Below are 16,813 nucleotides of genomic sequence, written 5' to 3'. Positions count from 1 at the left end.
GATTGCGTTTTCTTTAGGTCAGCACTCCTTAGTACGTCTTGGATACCTCGATCTTCTTCGTTACACCGTTGTCGGTAAAATAGAGATGGATGCCATGATCCTGGTCATCGATGAAATAGGGAACGTACTTCGGCTCCTCGATCTTGTACGGCACAAGCAGCGTTACTATTCTATGGCTTGAAGCGGGCCGCGTTTCCGCGCTTAGATGATAATGCTTTTCCAGCCCTTCATACTCTGCCGGGTCCACGCCTGCGAATTGATCCGTCTGACTGAGCGACAGCTCACCGGAGGAGGCATAGACGAATGTACCCTCTAACCTTTATTCCCGTTGAGACGGAAGCTCTGCCCTTTCAGCTGTAGCGGGTGCAGTGCATGGAACAGCCATTGGACACGGTCCGGCTTCTCCAGATCAATGTGGTCCACAATAACGAAGTACGATGATTGCAGAAAATGAATTTCCCGCACCACACGCTTCACATGCGGTACCGTGCTGGCATACGCATCGGTCGCTACCGCACGCACATAACCATCACCGTCCCGCCAATAGGCTTCTTCGATCTGTCCAGTTGCGGCCATGTTCAGCACCTTGTTATTCTCGGCGTACTGTCCTGCTCCACCAATCAGCAGGTTGTTTTTGGAGCGCGTCTGTCTGCGCCATTCCCTGTGAAAGGAGCTGCCGTGTGCGATATAGTAGCCAGTATCCGCCGCAAGTGGCTCACCAAACGCATGCAATGTGAAGCTGTTCTGATCCGCATGACTATGGCTAATGGAGCCATATCGGCTCGACTTGAGCAGCAGCATCATATGCTCATCCGGATTATCCATCCGGTGATGCATGGCTACCCACCCCACATCCCGGAACCACTTGAGCGGTTCGATGTCTACAGGGGCCTCTTCCTCCACCTGCGGGTAATCGTGGCGGTATACCAGATCGTCAAAGTTAAAGTCCCACCAACCGTAGTTATAAAAAGCTCCCTCTGTCCCCGGATCGGATTGGCGTACACGTTCAAAGTACCACTGGTACCAACGATTGCCTGTAACACCTGCCAATTGGCGGACAAGATATCCTGTTTTCAAGTTTACCGGGTCACCAAGCGTAGACTGATCGCCAAAGCTGGCACGGCGGGCATCGGGTGGATATACATAGAGCGGAAAATCCCCGGTGCGCTCGAAAAACGGCCGACGGAAAAAGTCGATCCCAGCATAGTTTCGCAACAAATTCATCGCTTCGGTAACATAAGCCATTCCGGTCGTCCAGTACATCGGGCCCTCCGCCCAGCCGCCATCGCTGCCTCCCCACGGCGAGTATAGGCAGGCGTAATAATCGACTGCATAATCCAGCCACGCTGCAGCCTGCTGCTCCTCATGCAACAACGCCATACAGCAGGGTACAAGCACAGAGGATAATGAACGCACTGCATGGCTGTCGTAAGGCACATGATGGATCTTCGAGCGAACCATCACATGCTGGGCCACCTGCTCTGTCCGCCGCAGCAAACTGCGCCTCACCGCATGTCGCTCTTCGCTGTTCAGCTCATCATGCAGCCAGTCATAGCCCCAAGCGAGTGCGGCGGCAACCCGAAAGGCTGCCTCGTCATTATAATCGCGTGAAGTTGTTCCCGCCGTATCCCAAGCGGCCACGTGCAGCAGCCATGTTTTCGCCGCTTCCAGCAGCCGTTCGTCACGAAGCACCCGGCCAGCGATGCTCAGATGGCGAATCGCATATAATACTTCCTGACAGTCAATGTACATTTGACGCCATAATGGAGCGACGCGTTTGTTATCCGGGTAAGGCAGCGGTTCACGGATCGGCTCGCGGTTTGCCCACGGCTCAACGGAATTTGCCATAAATACATCCCAGCCGCAATATGTGGAATCGGACGCAATACCATCTGCGAGTGCCTGCAGCCCACTCTCTCCGAGCCACAGCCGGGGGTGAGACGTGTCCGTGGAAAGGTAACGCTGTGCCCGGGAAGTAAGTGGTGTCTCGGGTAACCCCTCTGGCACGGTGAACCTCCGCACCTCACTCCATGCCGACATTTCCTGCTGTTTCTCCTGCACGGCATCCGTTTCGGCTTCGCTTCCTTGCTGAACTCGATGATCTACAAGCAGCGCATATCGCCAATAATAATCCCCCGGTTCAAACACCCGGTCCGGCGTAAAAAAATTATATGGAAGCGGTGCAAAGGTCATCGTCTCTTTGTCCTGAAAAGATGGCCCCACTGACACCTGTAACACATAGGCATTCTCATCCTCCTGCTGTGCCGCCATCCAGGTAAACCTCGGCGGATTCTCTGCCAGAACAGTCTGTTCATCAGGCGAATAGTCCACATGGAACGGCCCGCTGATTGGTTGGTATAACGGTCTTTCTGCAAGTTTCCGCTTCACTTCCATCGTATCGTCCCCTCCTTATCGCAATGGTGTAGCATCAACGCATATACATTCCGCCATTGATTTCAAGCGTTTCTCCCGTTATAAAAGAACCCAGCTCCGAACACAGGTACAATGCCGCACCTGCCACATCCTCTGGATTGCCTTCCCGTCCAAGGGGAATGCTGCTTATCGCAGAAGATCGGCCTTCCTCCGAGGTGAACGTTGCATGGAACGCCGTTTGCCCGATGAAGCCCGGTGAGAGGGCGTTAACCGTAATCCCGCCAGGAGCCAGCTCTTTGGCAAGCCCTTTAGTTAACGCAATGACTGCTGCCTTGGAGGCTGCGTAAATTGCTGCACCCGGACCGCCACCATTATGAGCCGCTACCGAAGTCAAATTGATTATTCGACCGCCTCCAGCTGCCTTCATGCCTGGAATGACCGCTTTGGAGACAAATACAGCGCTCTTCAGATTCACATCCATAATTCGGCTGTAAAGCTCCTCGCTCATCGTTTCAATGGGGCTCCGCTCCACCAGATGTCCCGCATTATTCACTAACAGGTCAATCGGACCGCCGAAACGGAGCGTAATATCCCCAACCATCGATTCAATCGCATTCGCATTCGTCACATCTGCCTGAAATGCTGCTGCTTCACCGCCAGCATCCCGAATTGCAGCCACAACCTCCTCAGCCCGATCCATATTATGTAAGCCATTCACAGCCACCTTTGCCCCGCAGCGAGCCAATGCCCCGGCAATAGCAGCCCCAATCCCTCCGCTAGAGCCTGTGACCAGCGCAATTTTGTTCTGCAAGTTAATATTCATTTTCTATCGTCCTCCCTGTTATAGGTTCAATTAAATCCGCTTGCTATGCTGATCCGCCGGAAGCGCCATCGTAATGGTCGTTCCCAAACCTTGCTCACTCTCAATCATCAAGCCATACGTTTCTCCAAAAACAAGCTGAATCCGGCGATGAACATTCATGAGCCCAATGCCCCCGCGATGGTACACATCATCAGAATCTTCGCCTGCCAGGCGGTTCAATTCCAGACGTCGACGCAGCTTCTCCAGACGTTCCTCGCCCATGCCCATACCGTTATCTTGGACGATGACAAGAAAGCGATCTTCAAGACGCCGAGCGTCGATTCGGATAAAGTGACCGGGCTCCATGCCTCGCGGAAACGCGTGTTGTAACACATTTTCCACCAGTGGCTGAAGGGTGAGACGAACCATTTTCTCCAACAACAGATCCGGTCTAATGATGACCTCCACTTCGAGCTCCCGATCCATGCGATGCTTCATGATGGAAAGGTAGGCCAGCACATGTTTCAGTTCATTCGCAACCGTGATTTCCTCCAAGTTCGTCTGAATGGAATAACGGAGCATATGGGCCATTGATTCCACCATCTGTGTAATTTCTTCCGAATCCTGTACAACGGCGTAACATTTGATCGTCTCCAGGGTGTTGTAGAGGAAATGCGGATTGATCTGCAACTGAAGTGCCTGAAATTCCGCACGGTGCCGTTCCAGCGCCTCCTGCTGAAGCTCGATTTCCGATTTTTGACGGCGCAGCTCCGACTCGTATACACTCTCAATCATGTCCGACAAGCGGCTGACCATCAGATTATAACTACGGATCAACACGCCGATTTCATCGCGCCTTTCCTTCATCTCCACCTTGTTCCAGATTCCCTTCTCGGTCTGTCTCATTCCGTTCATCAGCACACGAATCGGTTCCACTTGAGAAGCTCCGATCCGGTAGGCCACGACTAGTGCAGCCAGCAGTGTTCCTGCACCAACCCACAATGTGGTTGAGCGAATGGTTGCAATCGGTCGTTGAAGCTCCTCCAGAGGCACGGAAGCAACAAAACGCCAGCCAGAATAATTGGAAAGCTCCGAAATGAACAGCCGTTTGGTGCCATCCGTGTTCAGTTCAAGCGAGCCCGCCTCCATTTGCATAAGTCTGTTTACGCTGCTGGATGGCATCGCTGTCTGCGCCTCTGCCTCACCGGGAGTATAGATAACCGTTCCATTCTGATCTATCACATACTGATATCCGCCCTGGCCGAGATCGAGTTCTCCCCATATTTTGTCAAGCTCCAGCACATTTACTTCCATCGCCAGTACACCGTTGGGGGTATAGGATGACACTCCTCTGATCCGGCGCGCAATCGTAATGACATTGGCACTCTGCTCGCTGCGAATACTGCGTGTAAGCAATGTGGATTCACCGTTTGCAGGCGTTGCGGCCAGTAGCTCCTTATATTGAAGAGCCGCGTCCATATCCGGTATACCGGCTGAATTCTGGTTGTCATCAATGACAACACGCCCGTTTTCCCCGATAACATACAGAAACTTGATCTGCGGATATAACATAAAAACAGGCGGGAACACGTTCGTTTTAATCTGACGGCTGTATTCGTAATAGGCATAACTATCCTCCGGATTCATGTCCAGAAATTGCTTAACACTTCCACTCGCCAGAATGGAGTACGTGGCCCGATCATAATTTTGCAAATACAGGTCGGTCTGGTACGCCGTATTGCGCATCGTTTGGGCGATGTTGTCCGCAAGCTGGTCGTTCATTTCGGTTGAGGCATAGGTATAGGTAAACAAGCCGATGGCGGACAGAGAAAGTGTAATCACGATCGCAAAATGAAAGAACAGGCGGATCGACAGGCTGCGCTTCATCACTCAATGCCCAACTTGCTGCGGTACTCGGACGGTGTCAGTCCGGTAATCTTCTTGAACGTCTTCGTAAAATGGGGATGATCCGCATATCCCACTTCGTAGGAAATATCCGTAATCCGGTTACCCGGCTGTTCCAGCATGCGCTTGGCCAGTTCCATTTTGCTGCGTATCCGGTATTGGATAAAGGTCTGACCTGTCGTCTGTTTGAACAGCTGGCTGAAGTAGGATGGGTTAAGCCCCAGCTTGGCTGCAATCTCATCCAGCGATACTTCACGGCTCAAATGCTTCTCCAGATAGGCTTTCGCTTCTTCTACCGGATGCTTGCGCTTACCGCTGCGCTTTTCCTTGATCGTCTTCATTAATCTGTGAATTTCGTTGCCTAGAGTCTCAAAGCACTCTTTAGAGGAAGCGCTTACATTAATCTCGCAGGACGTACTCATCGTTCCGTTGCCACGTGCATTCATTCGGGCCACAATCAATTCGAGCAATTCCTGAAAAAGCTCCGCTGTCTGCTCAGGCATCAAGGAATATGCCGGATAACGACCTGACCATGCTGCGAGCAGCTCTGTCACATCGGACTGCCGTAACTCCCATATGGCCTCTTCCAGGCGCATCGCCCAATTATTCATCTCCCGCACAGGTACAAGGGAAACTGTAGGTTTATCCTCTACCGATGCCAGCAATTTGAGTAACAGCTCATAGAGTTCCTGTCGTCCCACAGGCTTCAGCAGATATCGCTTTACCCCATAATCCATACAGGCTCTTGCATATTCAAAGTCCGAATAACCGGAGACCACAATAATGCGCATCGTACTGCCTTGCTCGGATAAACGTCGACACAGCTCAATACCATCCATCGTTGGCATGCGGATATCCGTAAACAGGATGTGTGGCCGAAAGGCCTCCACCACCTGAAGGGCCTCTTCCCCATGTGCTGCCTGCCGAATCTCACAGTCGAACAGTCCCGCTTGCTTGATCATCTTCGCCAGACCCATCCGAATCATCGGCTCATCGTCCGCAATCAAGATTCTGAACATCGCCATTCCCCCGTTTTTCGTCAGATCTGTATACTTCTTGTACTTAAGATTTGACGGAGCCGACCATGATTCCTTTTACAAAATGCTTTTGCAGGAAAGGGTAGATGATAATAATCGGTAAGGTGGCGATGATGATTGTGGCCATTTTGATGCCTTCCGGCGATGTATGAGCAAGGGTGCTATAGACGGCAGAGCCCGGATCGACGGAAATATCATCACTTTCAAACAGCTTCTTAAGTGTTACCTGGATCGGCCACCAGGCCGGATCATTCAGATAATACAGCGCGGTGGAGTAGGCATTCCAATGGCCTACCGCATAGAAAATGCCGAGTGATGCCATGGCCGGTTTGGACAATGGGATGACGATACGCCAGATGATGCCGAATTCCCCGCAGCCATCGATGCGGGCAGCATCGATTAGTTCACCTGGCAGCTGTGCGAAGAACGAGCGCATGACGAAAAAGTTAAAGGCATTAATCGCTCCTGGCACAATCAGTACCAGCGGATTGTTGACCAGATGCAGTTCCTTCATCAGGATAAAGTTCGGAATGAGCGGCGCCGAGAATACAACGGTCACCAGAACAAACATGACGACCAGCGAGCGTCCTTTGTACTCTGGACGGGAAACGGGATAGGCCAGCGATGCCGTTGCGGCGAGATTGATCAGCGTCCCGAACAGCGTCACCCCAACCGATACCGCAAATGCCCGCCAGAACGAAGCATCGCCGAATACATATTCATAATTGATCCAGGTAAAAGCAACAGGCCAGAAGCTGACCTTTCCGCCCATGATCGCTTCCGAGCTGCTGAGTGATTGGGCCAGCACATTAATGAAAGGCAGAATCATCGTCAACGAGAGCAGCGTAAGAAAAACGAGATTTCCAATGCGGAATATACGGTAACGGACACTGGGGGTACGCATAGAACTCGCCTCCTAATACAGGCTTTCGCCGGTTGTTTTTTTGCTGAAGAAATTACCCAGTAGAATAAGCATCAGGCCAACAACGGACTTGAACAACCCGATGGCCGTTGTATAGCTGTATTGCTGTGAGAGAAGTCCGGCTTTGTAGATGTACGTATCGAGAATTTCACCGGATTCCAGATTGAGCGGATTCAGGAATACGTACACCCGCTCAAAGCCCAGATCGAGGAACTTCCCGATGTGCAGCAGCAGCAGAATCATAATCGTCGGCAGCAAGGATGGCAGGGTAATCGACCATATTTGCTTCAAACGTCCGGCTCCATCCACCTCTGCCGCCTCATACAGATCAGGATTGATGCCCGCAATGGCAGCCAGGAAAATAATGGTGCCGTACCCGGAGTCGCGCCAGATCCCGGAACCGATTAGAATGGAACGAATGTATGAGTCTTCCCCGAGAAAGTAGATTGGCTGCATCCCCAGAAATCCAAGTGCCTTGTTCACCACCCCGGCATCCATCGAGAAAATACCCATGAAGATACCACTTATGACGACCCAGGACAGAAAGTGAGGCATGTATACAATCGTTTGCAGCAAACGCTTAAACACAATCATCCGTACTTCATTTAGCAGAATGGCCAGTAAGATCGGAACCGGGAATGCAATCACCAGATCATATAGTCCGAGCAGAAGTGTGTTATTGAGGATTCGTAAAAAATCATAATGGCTGAACATCTTCTGAAAATGCTCCAGGCCTACCCAATCACTTCCCGTGATGCCTTTAAAAATGTTGTAGTTCTGAAAAGCAATGACCGAGCCGAACAGCGGTACATATTTGAAGAGGAAAAAATACAGGATGCCCGGTACCGAGAGCAGATACAGTATCCGGTATCTCCATAGATAACGTCCCGCATCTCCGAGCCGAGTGCCCAGACCAGACGAATTAAGTCTGGCTGTTCCCCGGCTTGGCGGCGCGATATCCGCCGGCTTCACGTCTTCTCCCCTCCCTGCTTCTGTGATTGCATGTTTCTCAAATTATCAGGAACATTCTCGTCCCATGGGATTTCATTGAATTCAACGGAAATGTACTCCGGCTCACGATCGATAATACGTGAAAGCTCACGAGTGAACACCTCCACGATCTCCTGCTTTTGCTCATCCGTCCTGCCTTCATACAGCCTGATTGAAATTTCCGGCATCCGAGTTCATCTCCCTTTCACCACGTAATGTAAACGCTTTAACAACTTCATCTTAGCGTTCCTGTGAGAGGGCAACAATGGACTGTCTTTTCGTTCACTTGTGTTTTCTTTAGGTGAGAGCAGCCCTGGTGTTCAACGCTTCCGGGCTAAAACAATGTAGTTTATGTAAATTCAGCCTATAGCGGTTTTTCCCACTATAGGCTGAACATGCTTGAGATTATGGTTTTTTCACCTCGTTAGAGAGCCCTTCTACTAGTCAGCTCTCTAGGACTACATTTATTTTCCTACATACTCATCCAAAAAACGATCTACTCTTTGGAAATATTCAGTAGGGTAGTGGTTGATCGCATCGATGTGCTCCGTATTTTCCGGATACCATACTTCTGCGCTTGGATTATCTTTTAAGGACTCATAAATCACTTCTGTATTTTTATAACTAATTTGCTGATCTCCAGTACCATGGATGAGCATTACTGGCTTGTCTTGCATCTTTTTTACCGCATCCCTAGGAGATACGGAATCCAGATCAACCTTATAGACCCAATTGGCCATCCAGGTCGATGTATAACTGAATGGGAACGCAGGTAAACCTGAAAAGAAAGGCAGACCCTCTCTCAGAAATAGACCGGCATTGCGAAACGGACTATCCGCGATTACAGCTTGGATGTCATCACTTTCACTCGCGGCCAGCAATGAAGTAGCAGCGCCCATTGAAAAGCCGATCACTCCAATGTTATCACCCGCATGATCCTTGGATTTTAAATAGTCTACGGCTCCCAGCAAATCGTATTTTTCATTGAGACCAAGTGTAATCAAATCACCATCGGATTTACCTTGCGAGCTGAGATCAAATGCTAATATATTGTAGCCTTTTGGAACAAAATGCTCTACTAACTTTGGCGTCCGCCCTTTGACTAAACGATTGCTCGTATATCCATGGACGATAATAATCGTCTTATCGCTTGATTTAACACCAGCATGTGCAGGAAAGAAGGTACCTCTAATCGTATTATCATTTTTTAAACTCTTGAACTCGACCTCTTCGTAGGGAGTTTTATCGATATTCAATTCGTAGCTAACATTCGTGTCTCTAGGATGGTGCAACAAGGTGTCTACTACTTTAAACGATATAAAAAATATAAGAGCCACCACAAGCAAAAACACGATTCCCAGGCTCCATAGAATTTTCTTACGTTTTTTCACACGAACGTTATGATTGGGCTCTAATGATGTTTGACTCATTCAGACTCCTCCAGTTTTTCTATAGGTGATATGGGTCCGAACAAATAAAAGGCATGCGCCTTCAGATTTTCCCACTCGGGATGATGAACAATACTTTCTCCAAGAGTTAAGGCCACTCCATTTAAGAAAGAGATATAGGCACGAGAAATCATTGCTGGAGAAAAGCTTTTGTTGAACTCTCCCATTAATTGTCCCTTGGCATAGACACCTTCGATTTCATCTGTCATTACCTTAATACTCTCAAGGACTTCCTGTGTAAGTTCAGGGAATCTTTCTCGTTGTCCTAAGACAGATTGGGCAAGCCGCAATTCATTGGTATAGAAGTAGATATGGTTGAATTGTTCTGCCACCATGTTCTTAATCAATGCGCCCGGCGTTCCCTCTTGTTGTAGACAAGCAATTGATTTCATCTGAATATCAGCAAGCGGCTCAAGAACAGCGGCATAGAATAAAGCTTCTTTGCTAGGGAAATATTGAAAAATGGTTCCAGAAGTCACTCCCGCACTTTTCGCAATGATAGCCGTTGTGGTATTGGAATATCCACTTTCTGCAAACAGGACAACAGCTTCTTTTAGAATCTCTTTACGACGCTCCAGCCTTTTTTCTTCATTGATGGGTCTTGCCAAATGTATTCCCCTCTCTAATATACCTCAATTAATTAAATGATCAGTTAATTAATTAATAATATATCTTTAATTTTGGATGATTGCAAGAGAAATTTATCTTACTGACGAGCAAGATGAAACTCAACAAATACAAACAAGCCGGAGTGCGCCCAACATGCGCCTCCGGCTTGTCTGTATCTGGTTACTTTGAAAGAACACGTTTCGCTTTCCATACGTATTTTGCTGATCGTTCATAAACGCAAACCAATTTCAATCCACGCACTCCATACAGAGTGCGACAAGTCCTCTTATGCGAAAACATCGGCTCAAGTCCAATTTCAATCCACGCACTCATACAGAGTGCGACGGCTTAAGCCCAACCTACTGCAAACAAGTATTAGCAATTTCAATCCACGCACTCCATACGGAGTGCGACCAAGAACTATCATGAGGCTGCATTGATTATATATAAATTTCAATCCACGCACTCCATACGGAGTGCGACTATATGCGCTTGGTCGTTGGTTCGAATCCAACAGGATTTCAATCCACGCACTCCATACGGAGTGCGACAGCGAATAAAAGCAATTATTTATCTTTAAATTTTCCAGGTGAACAGTATATTAAAGAACTTACAGCATCTCAACCAATTCTACCCCTGCTGGTACGTGTTCTTTGTCTAAAGTTATTTCATAATGTTTAAACCCTCTTGGAGGGGCACTTTCATCCAGAAGTTTGGCCTCTATTAAATCAAAGAGTGTTGCAGCCGGTGCGTTACCTAACTCAGACTCATGTTTAAATACATAAAGTTTACGTGCAGCCATCTTGCCTCTTGCCGCAGAGTGATCGTGATCAAACATCAATTTCAAAGATTCAAAGAAAAAATTAAGATCTTCTTCAGTGAATCCTGTTTTCTGCGCAAATTTAGCAGAGATAAATCCTTCTACTCTATACAGTGCATAAGGAACAACATATTTTCTTCCCATAGTCCGATTTTCTGAGGCATTCTCTTTTTCTGTCGTAGAAGCCATGCGTGTAATCGTAACCTCTTGTGGAAGAATAGGATCTTCACTTTTGGAGAAACAAATCTGTACTGGCCCACGTACTTGTCCGCATTTAAAATCACCAGTGTCCATCACTGCTCCAAAAGTTCTGACATCGTAAAACCTCTGACACATGTAAGCTTGGGCAGTCATTTTATCATCTTTGTTATCTTTTGTTGTAAGCCCTGTTGCTTCGTATGCTTCTTTTTGCTTATTGTTCAACACAGCCCCTTCGCTTACGTAGATATCAAATCCATTTTGGCCTTCACGAGCATGCTGAACATAATTACGAACTTTACGTTTTAAAGCTACATCTGTCACAATTCCATGTCCCGTCTGCGGATCAACTCGTGGCATATTACCCGCATCAGGATCTCCATTGGGATTACCATTTTCCACATCATAATACAAGACGAATTCGTATCTATTTTTCAAAACTTCACTCATGTTAAATCCTCCTATATAATAAGTCGTAAATTTATTTTTCTACTATATCTTCTACTTTTTGTCCCTCCTCCATATGATCACCCTCGTTGTCGGCAACCGATTCTCCAATAACTTTGTCTTTCTTTCTGAAAAAAGCCTGTTGTTGATGGTAAAAACCAACCATAAATTGCCCTTGTCCCTCCGCATTAAGTGTTTGCGGAAATCCTGTAGATGGGATATCGAGCATCACTTCACGCAATACCTGTTGTGTGTAATACCTTTTGGCTTTTGCAAGTTTACTAAAGTGATGCTGTGCATTTGATAACAGAGAAGGAAAGACTTGCCGAGGACTTGCCAATGCAGCATTTAAATATTTGTCCACAATGGATGCATTTACTTTAGACAAAGCCTCATACTGCGCTTGATTTAAAATGGCAAAAATACGCCCTAAGGTATAAGCAAGCGTTTGAGACTGTTTCGTATCATCCAGATTCACACCGATCCACTCCTTTTCGCCTGATTTTCGGGCCATACGGTTCAGGCAGCCCCTAATTACACCCATTCTTGTTCGATTAGTTGCTGCATGAGCATCTGCCCCTGCCTCCGAACGAATTCGGCCTAGCATTGCCATAAATAAACTGTTTGGATAAGAACTCTCCGTCACAATACTACGTACCAAAGATGCCTGATAGGGAGCAGGTACATTTTTGCTATCTCGGCGAACAGCCGTTTCGATCAGAATTTTGGATAAGGACGGATGCTCAGGCTCCCAATCTGGGCCCTCGATGTAAATGTCCGCATGGTGCCTCTGCAAACGCTTGATCATACTCCCTACTGAATCTACGTAAAAGTTGCGAATAACCACACGTGTTTTATTTGCAGAGATACTTAGAATATACATTCGAGTATTCACTGCTAAATCTAACTCCTCTGGACTTGTTCCTTTATACAAATGTTGCATAACCGAAGCCAATCTATTACTGGTCATTTCATCTCTCTCTATTTCTGGCTCCAGTCTTCCCCCGCCCAGAAGCATAGCTAAAGCGTTTTCCTCCAAAGGTAATGACTTTTCGGCCCAGAATAGTATTTTTTCTCCGTGTACATTTCGACTGTGGTTGCGATCTCCGATCAACATGTTAAGAGCCGTAACATATTTAAAAGCCGCTGTCTCCGATATTGGAGCGTTATCGCCCTTTTCTTTTCGATAAGAAACGAAACTATCCTGATTAAAACCTACTACAGTGGGCTTATCTTGTCCGAATCCATCTAAATTACCATGAATCCTCGCAATGGGTCCGATTTCTCCGGTCACCATACATTGTCCGATGGATGCATTTTCTTGTTTGTTTAATCTGTATGTAGCCCAAGCTGCTCTGATATTTGGCCGATGATGGAGAAAATCCACATCACCCAAAAGCATAAATACAATATTCCCGCCATCATTTAGACTTGAAGTGTCTGCTACACCGTAGTCGATTGATCCTTGCTTACGCTTTTGAAAGAATGTTAGAATCGCTCTTGCCCCTTCGTCATCTACATCCCCTAAAACCTCGTTATGCAATGCTCCGCTTGCATCAAAACGATACTTTGCCCCTGCAGGATCACCATAGATACCAAATATAAAGTTGGCATTTTCGCATAGAAAGGCAGGCTCCGGCCTACTTCCGCTTCGCTTAGGCTGCTGTGGGGTTATCACACGCTCCGGAACAATCTTATATTCTTTTTTTCCTTTCTTATTTGTAAATTCTTGTTCTTTCATCCGATCGATCACCTGAACGAGATTACCCTCTTGGTCAATTACAATGCACTTTGATATCGGGGTGACCGCATAACCTTGTTCGGCAATCTCAGTCGGTTTCTCTTTTAACATTCGATCATAGTACCCACATAGCGCCTGCAAAATCATAAGTGCACCTCATCTGGTACTTCAATGACGCCTTGACACATGGTTGCTCGGAAAAATTTTGGTTCATAGGTATACATTGATTTTTTCTTAAAAACCTCTTCTCCGTATTTTATGTCCCATAGCATCCAGCCTAGATCCATATTCACTTCATCTGCGTAATAACTACTCGGGCGTACTTCATCACGTTCAACCAACTTAAACCTTGCTGCAAATTCACGACAACCCAGATAAGGATTGTGAAAACACTGTCCAGCCCGTGCACGTCTAAGGAACATATTAAAGAATTTCTCAGGTGTGTCAGATTCCCCGGCTTTGTCAGGAACGATTTCAAAGTGAGCGTCAATTAAATAATCCACCTTGGTTAAAAGAAGTGAAGAACGCTGCTGACGATCAGGAGTAGTATACTGATGTAAATCAACTGCTGCTCCAGCCATAGCCATAGCTACATTCCGTGGGGGGACTTTAGAACCCAATTCATTCCGACGGATGGACTCAAACTCGATTCGGTTCAAAACTGTAATTTTGTCGACTACCCATTTTATTGCGGGTTTCCATAGAATTGCTTCCAAAATTCCACGGGCAGCCGAGGGCGTCATCACATCATAACTAACTCGTTCTGCTTTCATTTCTGGGCGAGTAAAAAGTGCATAATCTCCACTCACCCGCAGCGTTATACCATATCCCATAAGGCTATTTCTCCTTTCTTGATTGAATACACAAACCGGTCTTCTCACTGTAAACTTCAATGTTTTTGTCAATTCCCCCTTTCAATGAAGTCAGGTAATGAATTGAATTATGAAGGGTATCAATCCGTTTCTCTTTCGAAAGTAAATCGAATTCATTTGGATAAACAGATACGGTATACCGCTGGAGTTTTCGGCTGAATCTAACTGGATATAACGAATTTTTAATTTCAAGCAAATACTTATTAGCCAGATGATCATACGGAATTACAATCGGAACCATATCTGAATCAATAAATTTATACTTCTCGGATATCTCCCGAAATTGAAATGAGCATTGTTTTGCTCCATCATTCAGATCACCTAGAATACGATGTACATCTAAGTTTCGATCCTTACCACCGTACGCCAATTCGAAATAATAGCGAATCGCTTCCGGTTCTAAAGGATCAGGGTATACCTTGAGGACTGTCTGCGCGATTTGAGCTCTTGTTTTAAACCAGCCACTCCTCAGGGGATGATCTACTGATTCGAATAGATATAATTGCCCCCGTTCCAGCGTTCCTTCACGATTCGCCCGGCCGCCTGCCTGTGCTATTGAGTCTACTCCAGCAATCTCTCGATAAACGACAGGAAAATCAAGATCAACTCCCGCCTCAATTAGGCTAGTCGAGATTACGATACAAGGTTCTCCTTCAAGCTCTAATCTACTTGAGATGGCTTGCAAAATCTGGGATCTATGTTCTGGGCACATAAGACCACTAAGGTGAAAGATCCCCGCTCTGTCATTTGAAAACATCTCATATAATGCTCGTGCTTGCTTTCTGGAGTTCACTATACAGAGTGCGCGCTGTTGAACATTCAATTGTTCAAATAGCTCCTCATTGGTTTTCTTACCAATGTCTGAGACTGATACTCGTCTAAGATCGTCATACAAACTGGAAGGGTCATCTATAATTTCGGTCGGTGTAATCCCACTAAGCCAGTCCGATTGGAATGGTAATTGAGTAGCCGTACAGAACAGCACGGTCACTCCATAGCAGTCACAAAGGCTTTTCAAAACTGCTAGTGTGGGCTTAAGTAAATCCGCCGGAATAGCCTGCGCTTCATCCAGTATAATGATGCTTCCGGCTAAACGATGAAGCTTACGTGCCTTTGAAGGCTTTGCGGAGAATAGGCTTTCAAACAGTTGCACCTGAGTAGTCACAATTAAATTCGCCTCCCAGTTTTCACTAGCAAGCTGCTTTGGGCTGAATTCACTTTCCGGGTCCGATCGGAAGCTTACATTACTGTGGTGCTCCAACACAGCCTCTTCCCCAAAAAATTGCTGAAAAAGTCCTGCTGTCTGTTCAATTATGGATGTAAACGGTAAAGCTACAATTATACGCCGCATCTTCGGGTGATATTTGGCATGCTCTAAAGCAAACGCTAATGATGCCCAGGTTTTCCCGCTACCAGTAGGTGCCGTCAAGGTGTATAAACCAGCAGTTCCAGACGCAGCGTTTAAACAACTCTCAAGCACGGATCTTCTCGCTTGCCCAACTTTGGTATCTTGAGGTTTAGCCAATAAATTTGTAAGCTTGCGTTTAAATTGAGTCTGTAGTTCAGAAAGTGAAGGAAATTTATTACGAAGCTCATTTTTCTGTGGCTGAAAGTAGCGCTCAGCATCCAAATGATCCGCATCTACTAAAGCGGAATAAAGCATCCTAATCCAAAGCGAGAGAGACATGCCAGGATTATCTGTTGTTACCGGAACTAATGATGGTCGGTACTCCGGAATCATGGGTGGTATTTCTGCTATGATGTTAAAATCTTGTTTTAATATCTGTTCAAGTCCCACGTGAGTCCCATTAGAAATATGGTTGGGTAACCCTCCATGATGCCCATAGACTACATAGGCCATAATCAATCCAATAGGAAAAGGATAGTGGTGATGAACCAGCAAAGTTCCTGCTGTTTTATGATCAACAGGTGCAGTATCACCATTTAATCTCATTTGAAATTCCGGTTTGTTTTTGCCATAGTCATGGCTTGTGCCCAAAATATAACCTAAATCTGATGAATTGAAATAACTAGCAAACTGAGCAGCTTGATGTGCAGTTTCTCTGAGATGTTGATCGAGCGGATGCCATTTTGATCTGGGAAGAAGTTCTTGGGTGAGAGGGTCGCGCTTGGAATGAGCATAATTCATAATATACACGCCTCCAGAAGCATGCTATGATGTCAGCGTTGATAAAGAGTGTTGGATATTGAAGCTAGAGGATCGGATAAGTAACTTTTCATATTCAGAGTATGATATTGTTCTTGTACGATTAGTCAAACATATTCCCTTATCCTTATTCTGTCAACTCATTTCACCTAAGCTACTGTATACGTCGCTTTTTCATGAGAAGCGTGGATTGAAACAGAGTGGAATAATTGTTACTTGTAAAAGGAGGGGGCCCCTTGCCCCCTTTCTTTACATATTGTCTTAAACAACTACATAAATGTTAATTCCTCCATCTTCAAATATTAAGTAGATTTGAGGAGTATGATCACGTTGTTGTTACTATATAGAGCATTAAACAGTTTTAATTTCATTCCACACTCGTTTATAGAGTGTGAATTAGCAATATCTCCCAAAATCAATCAAAAAAAGATATTTCAATCCACGCAACTGTTAGAGTGCGACAGCAGAAATGACGTATTATA

General features: G+C 46.4%; 12 protein-coding genes and 1 pseudogene. All 13 read right to left on the bottom strand.

Annotated elements, in window-relative coordinates:
• Nucleotides 1-28: 28 nt before the first annotated feature.
• Nucleotides 29-2,394: pseudogene (locus P5G61_RS03105) on the bottom strand (heparinase II/III domain-containing protein).
• A 34-nt stretch (nt 2,395-2,428) separates the two neighbouring features.
• The gene (locus P5G61_RS03100; RefSeq protein WP_301244402.1) at nt 2,429-3,196 is read right to left on the bottom strand and encodes an SDR family NAD(P)-dependent oxidoreductase; all 768 of its coding nucleotides are present in this window, start codon (nt 3,194-3,196) and stop codon (nt 2,429-2,431) included.
• Nucleotides 3,197-3,226: 30 nt separating this feature from the next.
• Nucleotides 3,227-5,062 (bottom strand): cache domain-containing sensor histidine kinase, encoded by a 1,836-nt coding sequence (locus P5G61_RS03095; protein WP_301245205.1) that lies wholly within the window; start codon nt 5,060-5,062, stop codon nt 3,227-3,229.
• On the bottom strand, nt 5,062-6,099 hold the full coding sequence (locus tag P5G61_RS03090) for a response regulator transcription factor (RefSeq protein ID WP_301244400.1): 1,038 nt from the start codon (nt 6,097-6,099) through the stop codon (nt 5,062-5,064). The genes P5G61_RS03095 and P5G61_RS03090 overlap by 1 nt, the downstream gene beginning before the upstream one ends.
• Nucleotides 6,100-6,142: 43 nt before the next feature.
• The gene (locus P5G61_RS03085) at nt 6,143-7,021 is read right to left on the bottom strand and encodes a carbohydrate ABC transporter permease (RefSeq protein WP_024628844.1); all 879 of its coding nucleotides are present in this window, start codon (nt 7,019-7,021) and stop codon (nt 6,143-6,145) included.
• 12 nt (nt 7,022-7,033) lie between these two features.
• On the bottom strand, nt 7,034-7,951 hold the full coding sequence (locus P5G61_RS03080) for an ABC transporter permease (RefSeq protein ID WP_301245203.1): 918 nt from the start codon (nt 7,949-7,951) through the stop codon (nt 7,034-7,036).
• 56 nt (nt 7,952-8,007) lie between these two features.
• Nucleotides 8,008-8,217: a tautomerase family protein gene (locus P5G61_RS03075; RefSeq protein ID WP_024628846.1), complete on the bottom strand. Its 210-nt coding sequence runs from the start codon at nt 8,215-8,217 to the stop codon at nt 8,008-8,010.
• Nucleotides 8,218-8,493: 276 nt separating this feature from the next.
• Nucleotides 8,494-9,459, bottom strand: a complete 966-nt coding sequence (locus P5G61_RS03070) for an alpha/beta hydrolase (protein ID WP_301244396.1) — start codon at nt 9,457-9,459, stop codon at nt 8,494-8,496.
• The gene (locus P5G61_RS03065; RefSeq protein WP_301244394.1) at nt 9,456-10,085 is read right to left on the bottom strand and encodes a TetR/AcrR family transcriptional regulator; all 630 of its coding nucleotides are present in this window, start codon (nt 10,083-10,085) and stop codon (nt 9,456-9,458) included. Before P5G61_RS03065 ends, P5G61_RS03070 begins: the two co-directional genes overlap by 4 nt.
• Before the next feature lie 611 nt (nt 10,086-10,696).
• A complete protein-coding gene (cas7c, locus tag P5G61_RS03060; RefSeq protein WP_301244392.1) occupies nt 10,697-11,554 on the bottom strand; it encodes a type I-C CRISPR-associated protein Cas7/Csd2 in 858 nt (285 codons plus the stop codon).
• 31 nt (nt 11,555-11,585) lie between these two features.
• On the bottom strand, nt 11,586-13,439 hold the full coding sequence (gene cas8c, locus P5G61_RS03055) for a type I-C CRISPR-associated protein Cas8c/Csd1 (RefSeq protein WP_301244390.1): 1,854 nt from the start codon (nt 13,437-13,439) through the stop codon (nt 11,586-11,588).
• Entirely contained in the window at nt 13,436-14,125 is a 690-nt protein-coding gene (cas5c, locus tag P5G61_RS03050) for a type I-C CRISPR-associated protein Cas5c (protein ID WP_301244388.1), read from the bottom strand. Before cas5c ends, cas8c begins: the two co-directional genes overlap by 4 nt.
• A 4-nt stretch (nt 14,126-14,129) precedes the next feature.
• Nucleotides 14,130-16,313, bottom strand: a complete 2,184-nt coding sequence (gene cas3 / locus P5G61_RS03045) for a CRISPR-associated helicase Cas3' (protein ID WP_301244386.1) — start codon at nt 16,311-16,313, stop codon at nt 14,130-14,132.
• Nucleotides 16,314-16,813 lie beyond the last annotated feature (500 nt).

Source organism: Paenibacillus vandeheii, assembly GCF_030433635.1.
GTDB lineage: Bacteria > Bacillota > Bacilli > Paenibacillales > Paenibacillaceae > Paenibacillus > Paenibacillus vandeheii.
This window is presented reverse-complemented; position numbering and strand designations above follow the sequence as displayed.

Bases quoted from the DNA above. Each gene is read 5' to 3' on its own strand.
- P5G61_RS03100 (WP_301244402.1), bottom strand. From the start codon at position 3,196: ATGAATATTAACTTGCAGAACAAAATTGCGCTGGTCACAGGCTCTAGC.
- P5G61_RS03095 (WP_301245205.1), bottom strand. From the start codon at position 5,062: ATGAAGCGCAGCCTGTCGATCCGCCTGTTCTTTCATTTTGCGATCGTG.
- P5G61_RS03090 (WP_301244400.1), bottom strand. From the start codon at position 6,099: ATGTTCAGAATCTTGATTGCGGACGATGAGCCGATGATTCGGATGGGT.
- P5G61_RS03085 (WP_024628844.1), bottom strand. From the start codon at position 7,021: ATGCGTACCCCCAGTGTCCGTTACCGTATATTCCGCATTGGAAATCTC.
- P5G61_RS03075 (WP_024628846.1), bottom strand. From the start codon at position 8,217: ATGCCGGAAATTTCAATCAGGCTGTATGAAGGCAGGACGGATGAGCAA.
- P5G61_RS03070 (WP_301244396.1), bottom strand. From the start codon at position 9,459: ATGAGTCAAACATCATTAGAGCCCAATCATAACGTTCGTGTGAAAAAA.
- cas7c (WP_301244392.1), bottom strand. From the start codon at position 11,554: ATGAGTGAAGTTTTGAAAAATAGATACGAATTCGTCTTGTATTATGAT.
- cas8c (WP_301244390.1), bottom strand. From the start codon at position 13,439: ATGATTTTGCAGGCGCTATGTGGGTACTATGATCGAATGTTAAAAGAG.
- cas5c (WP_301244388.1), bottom strand. From the start codon at position 14,125: ATGGGATATGGTATAACGCTGCGGGTGAGTGGAGATTATGCACTTTTT.
- cas3 (WP_301244386.1), bottom strand. From the start codon at position 16,313: ATGAATTATGCTCATTCCAAGCGCGACCCTCTCACCCAAGAACTTCTT.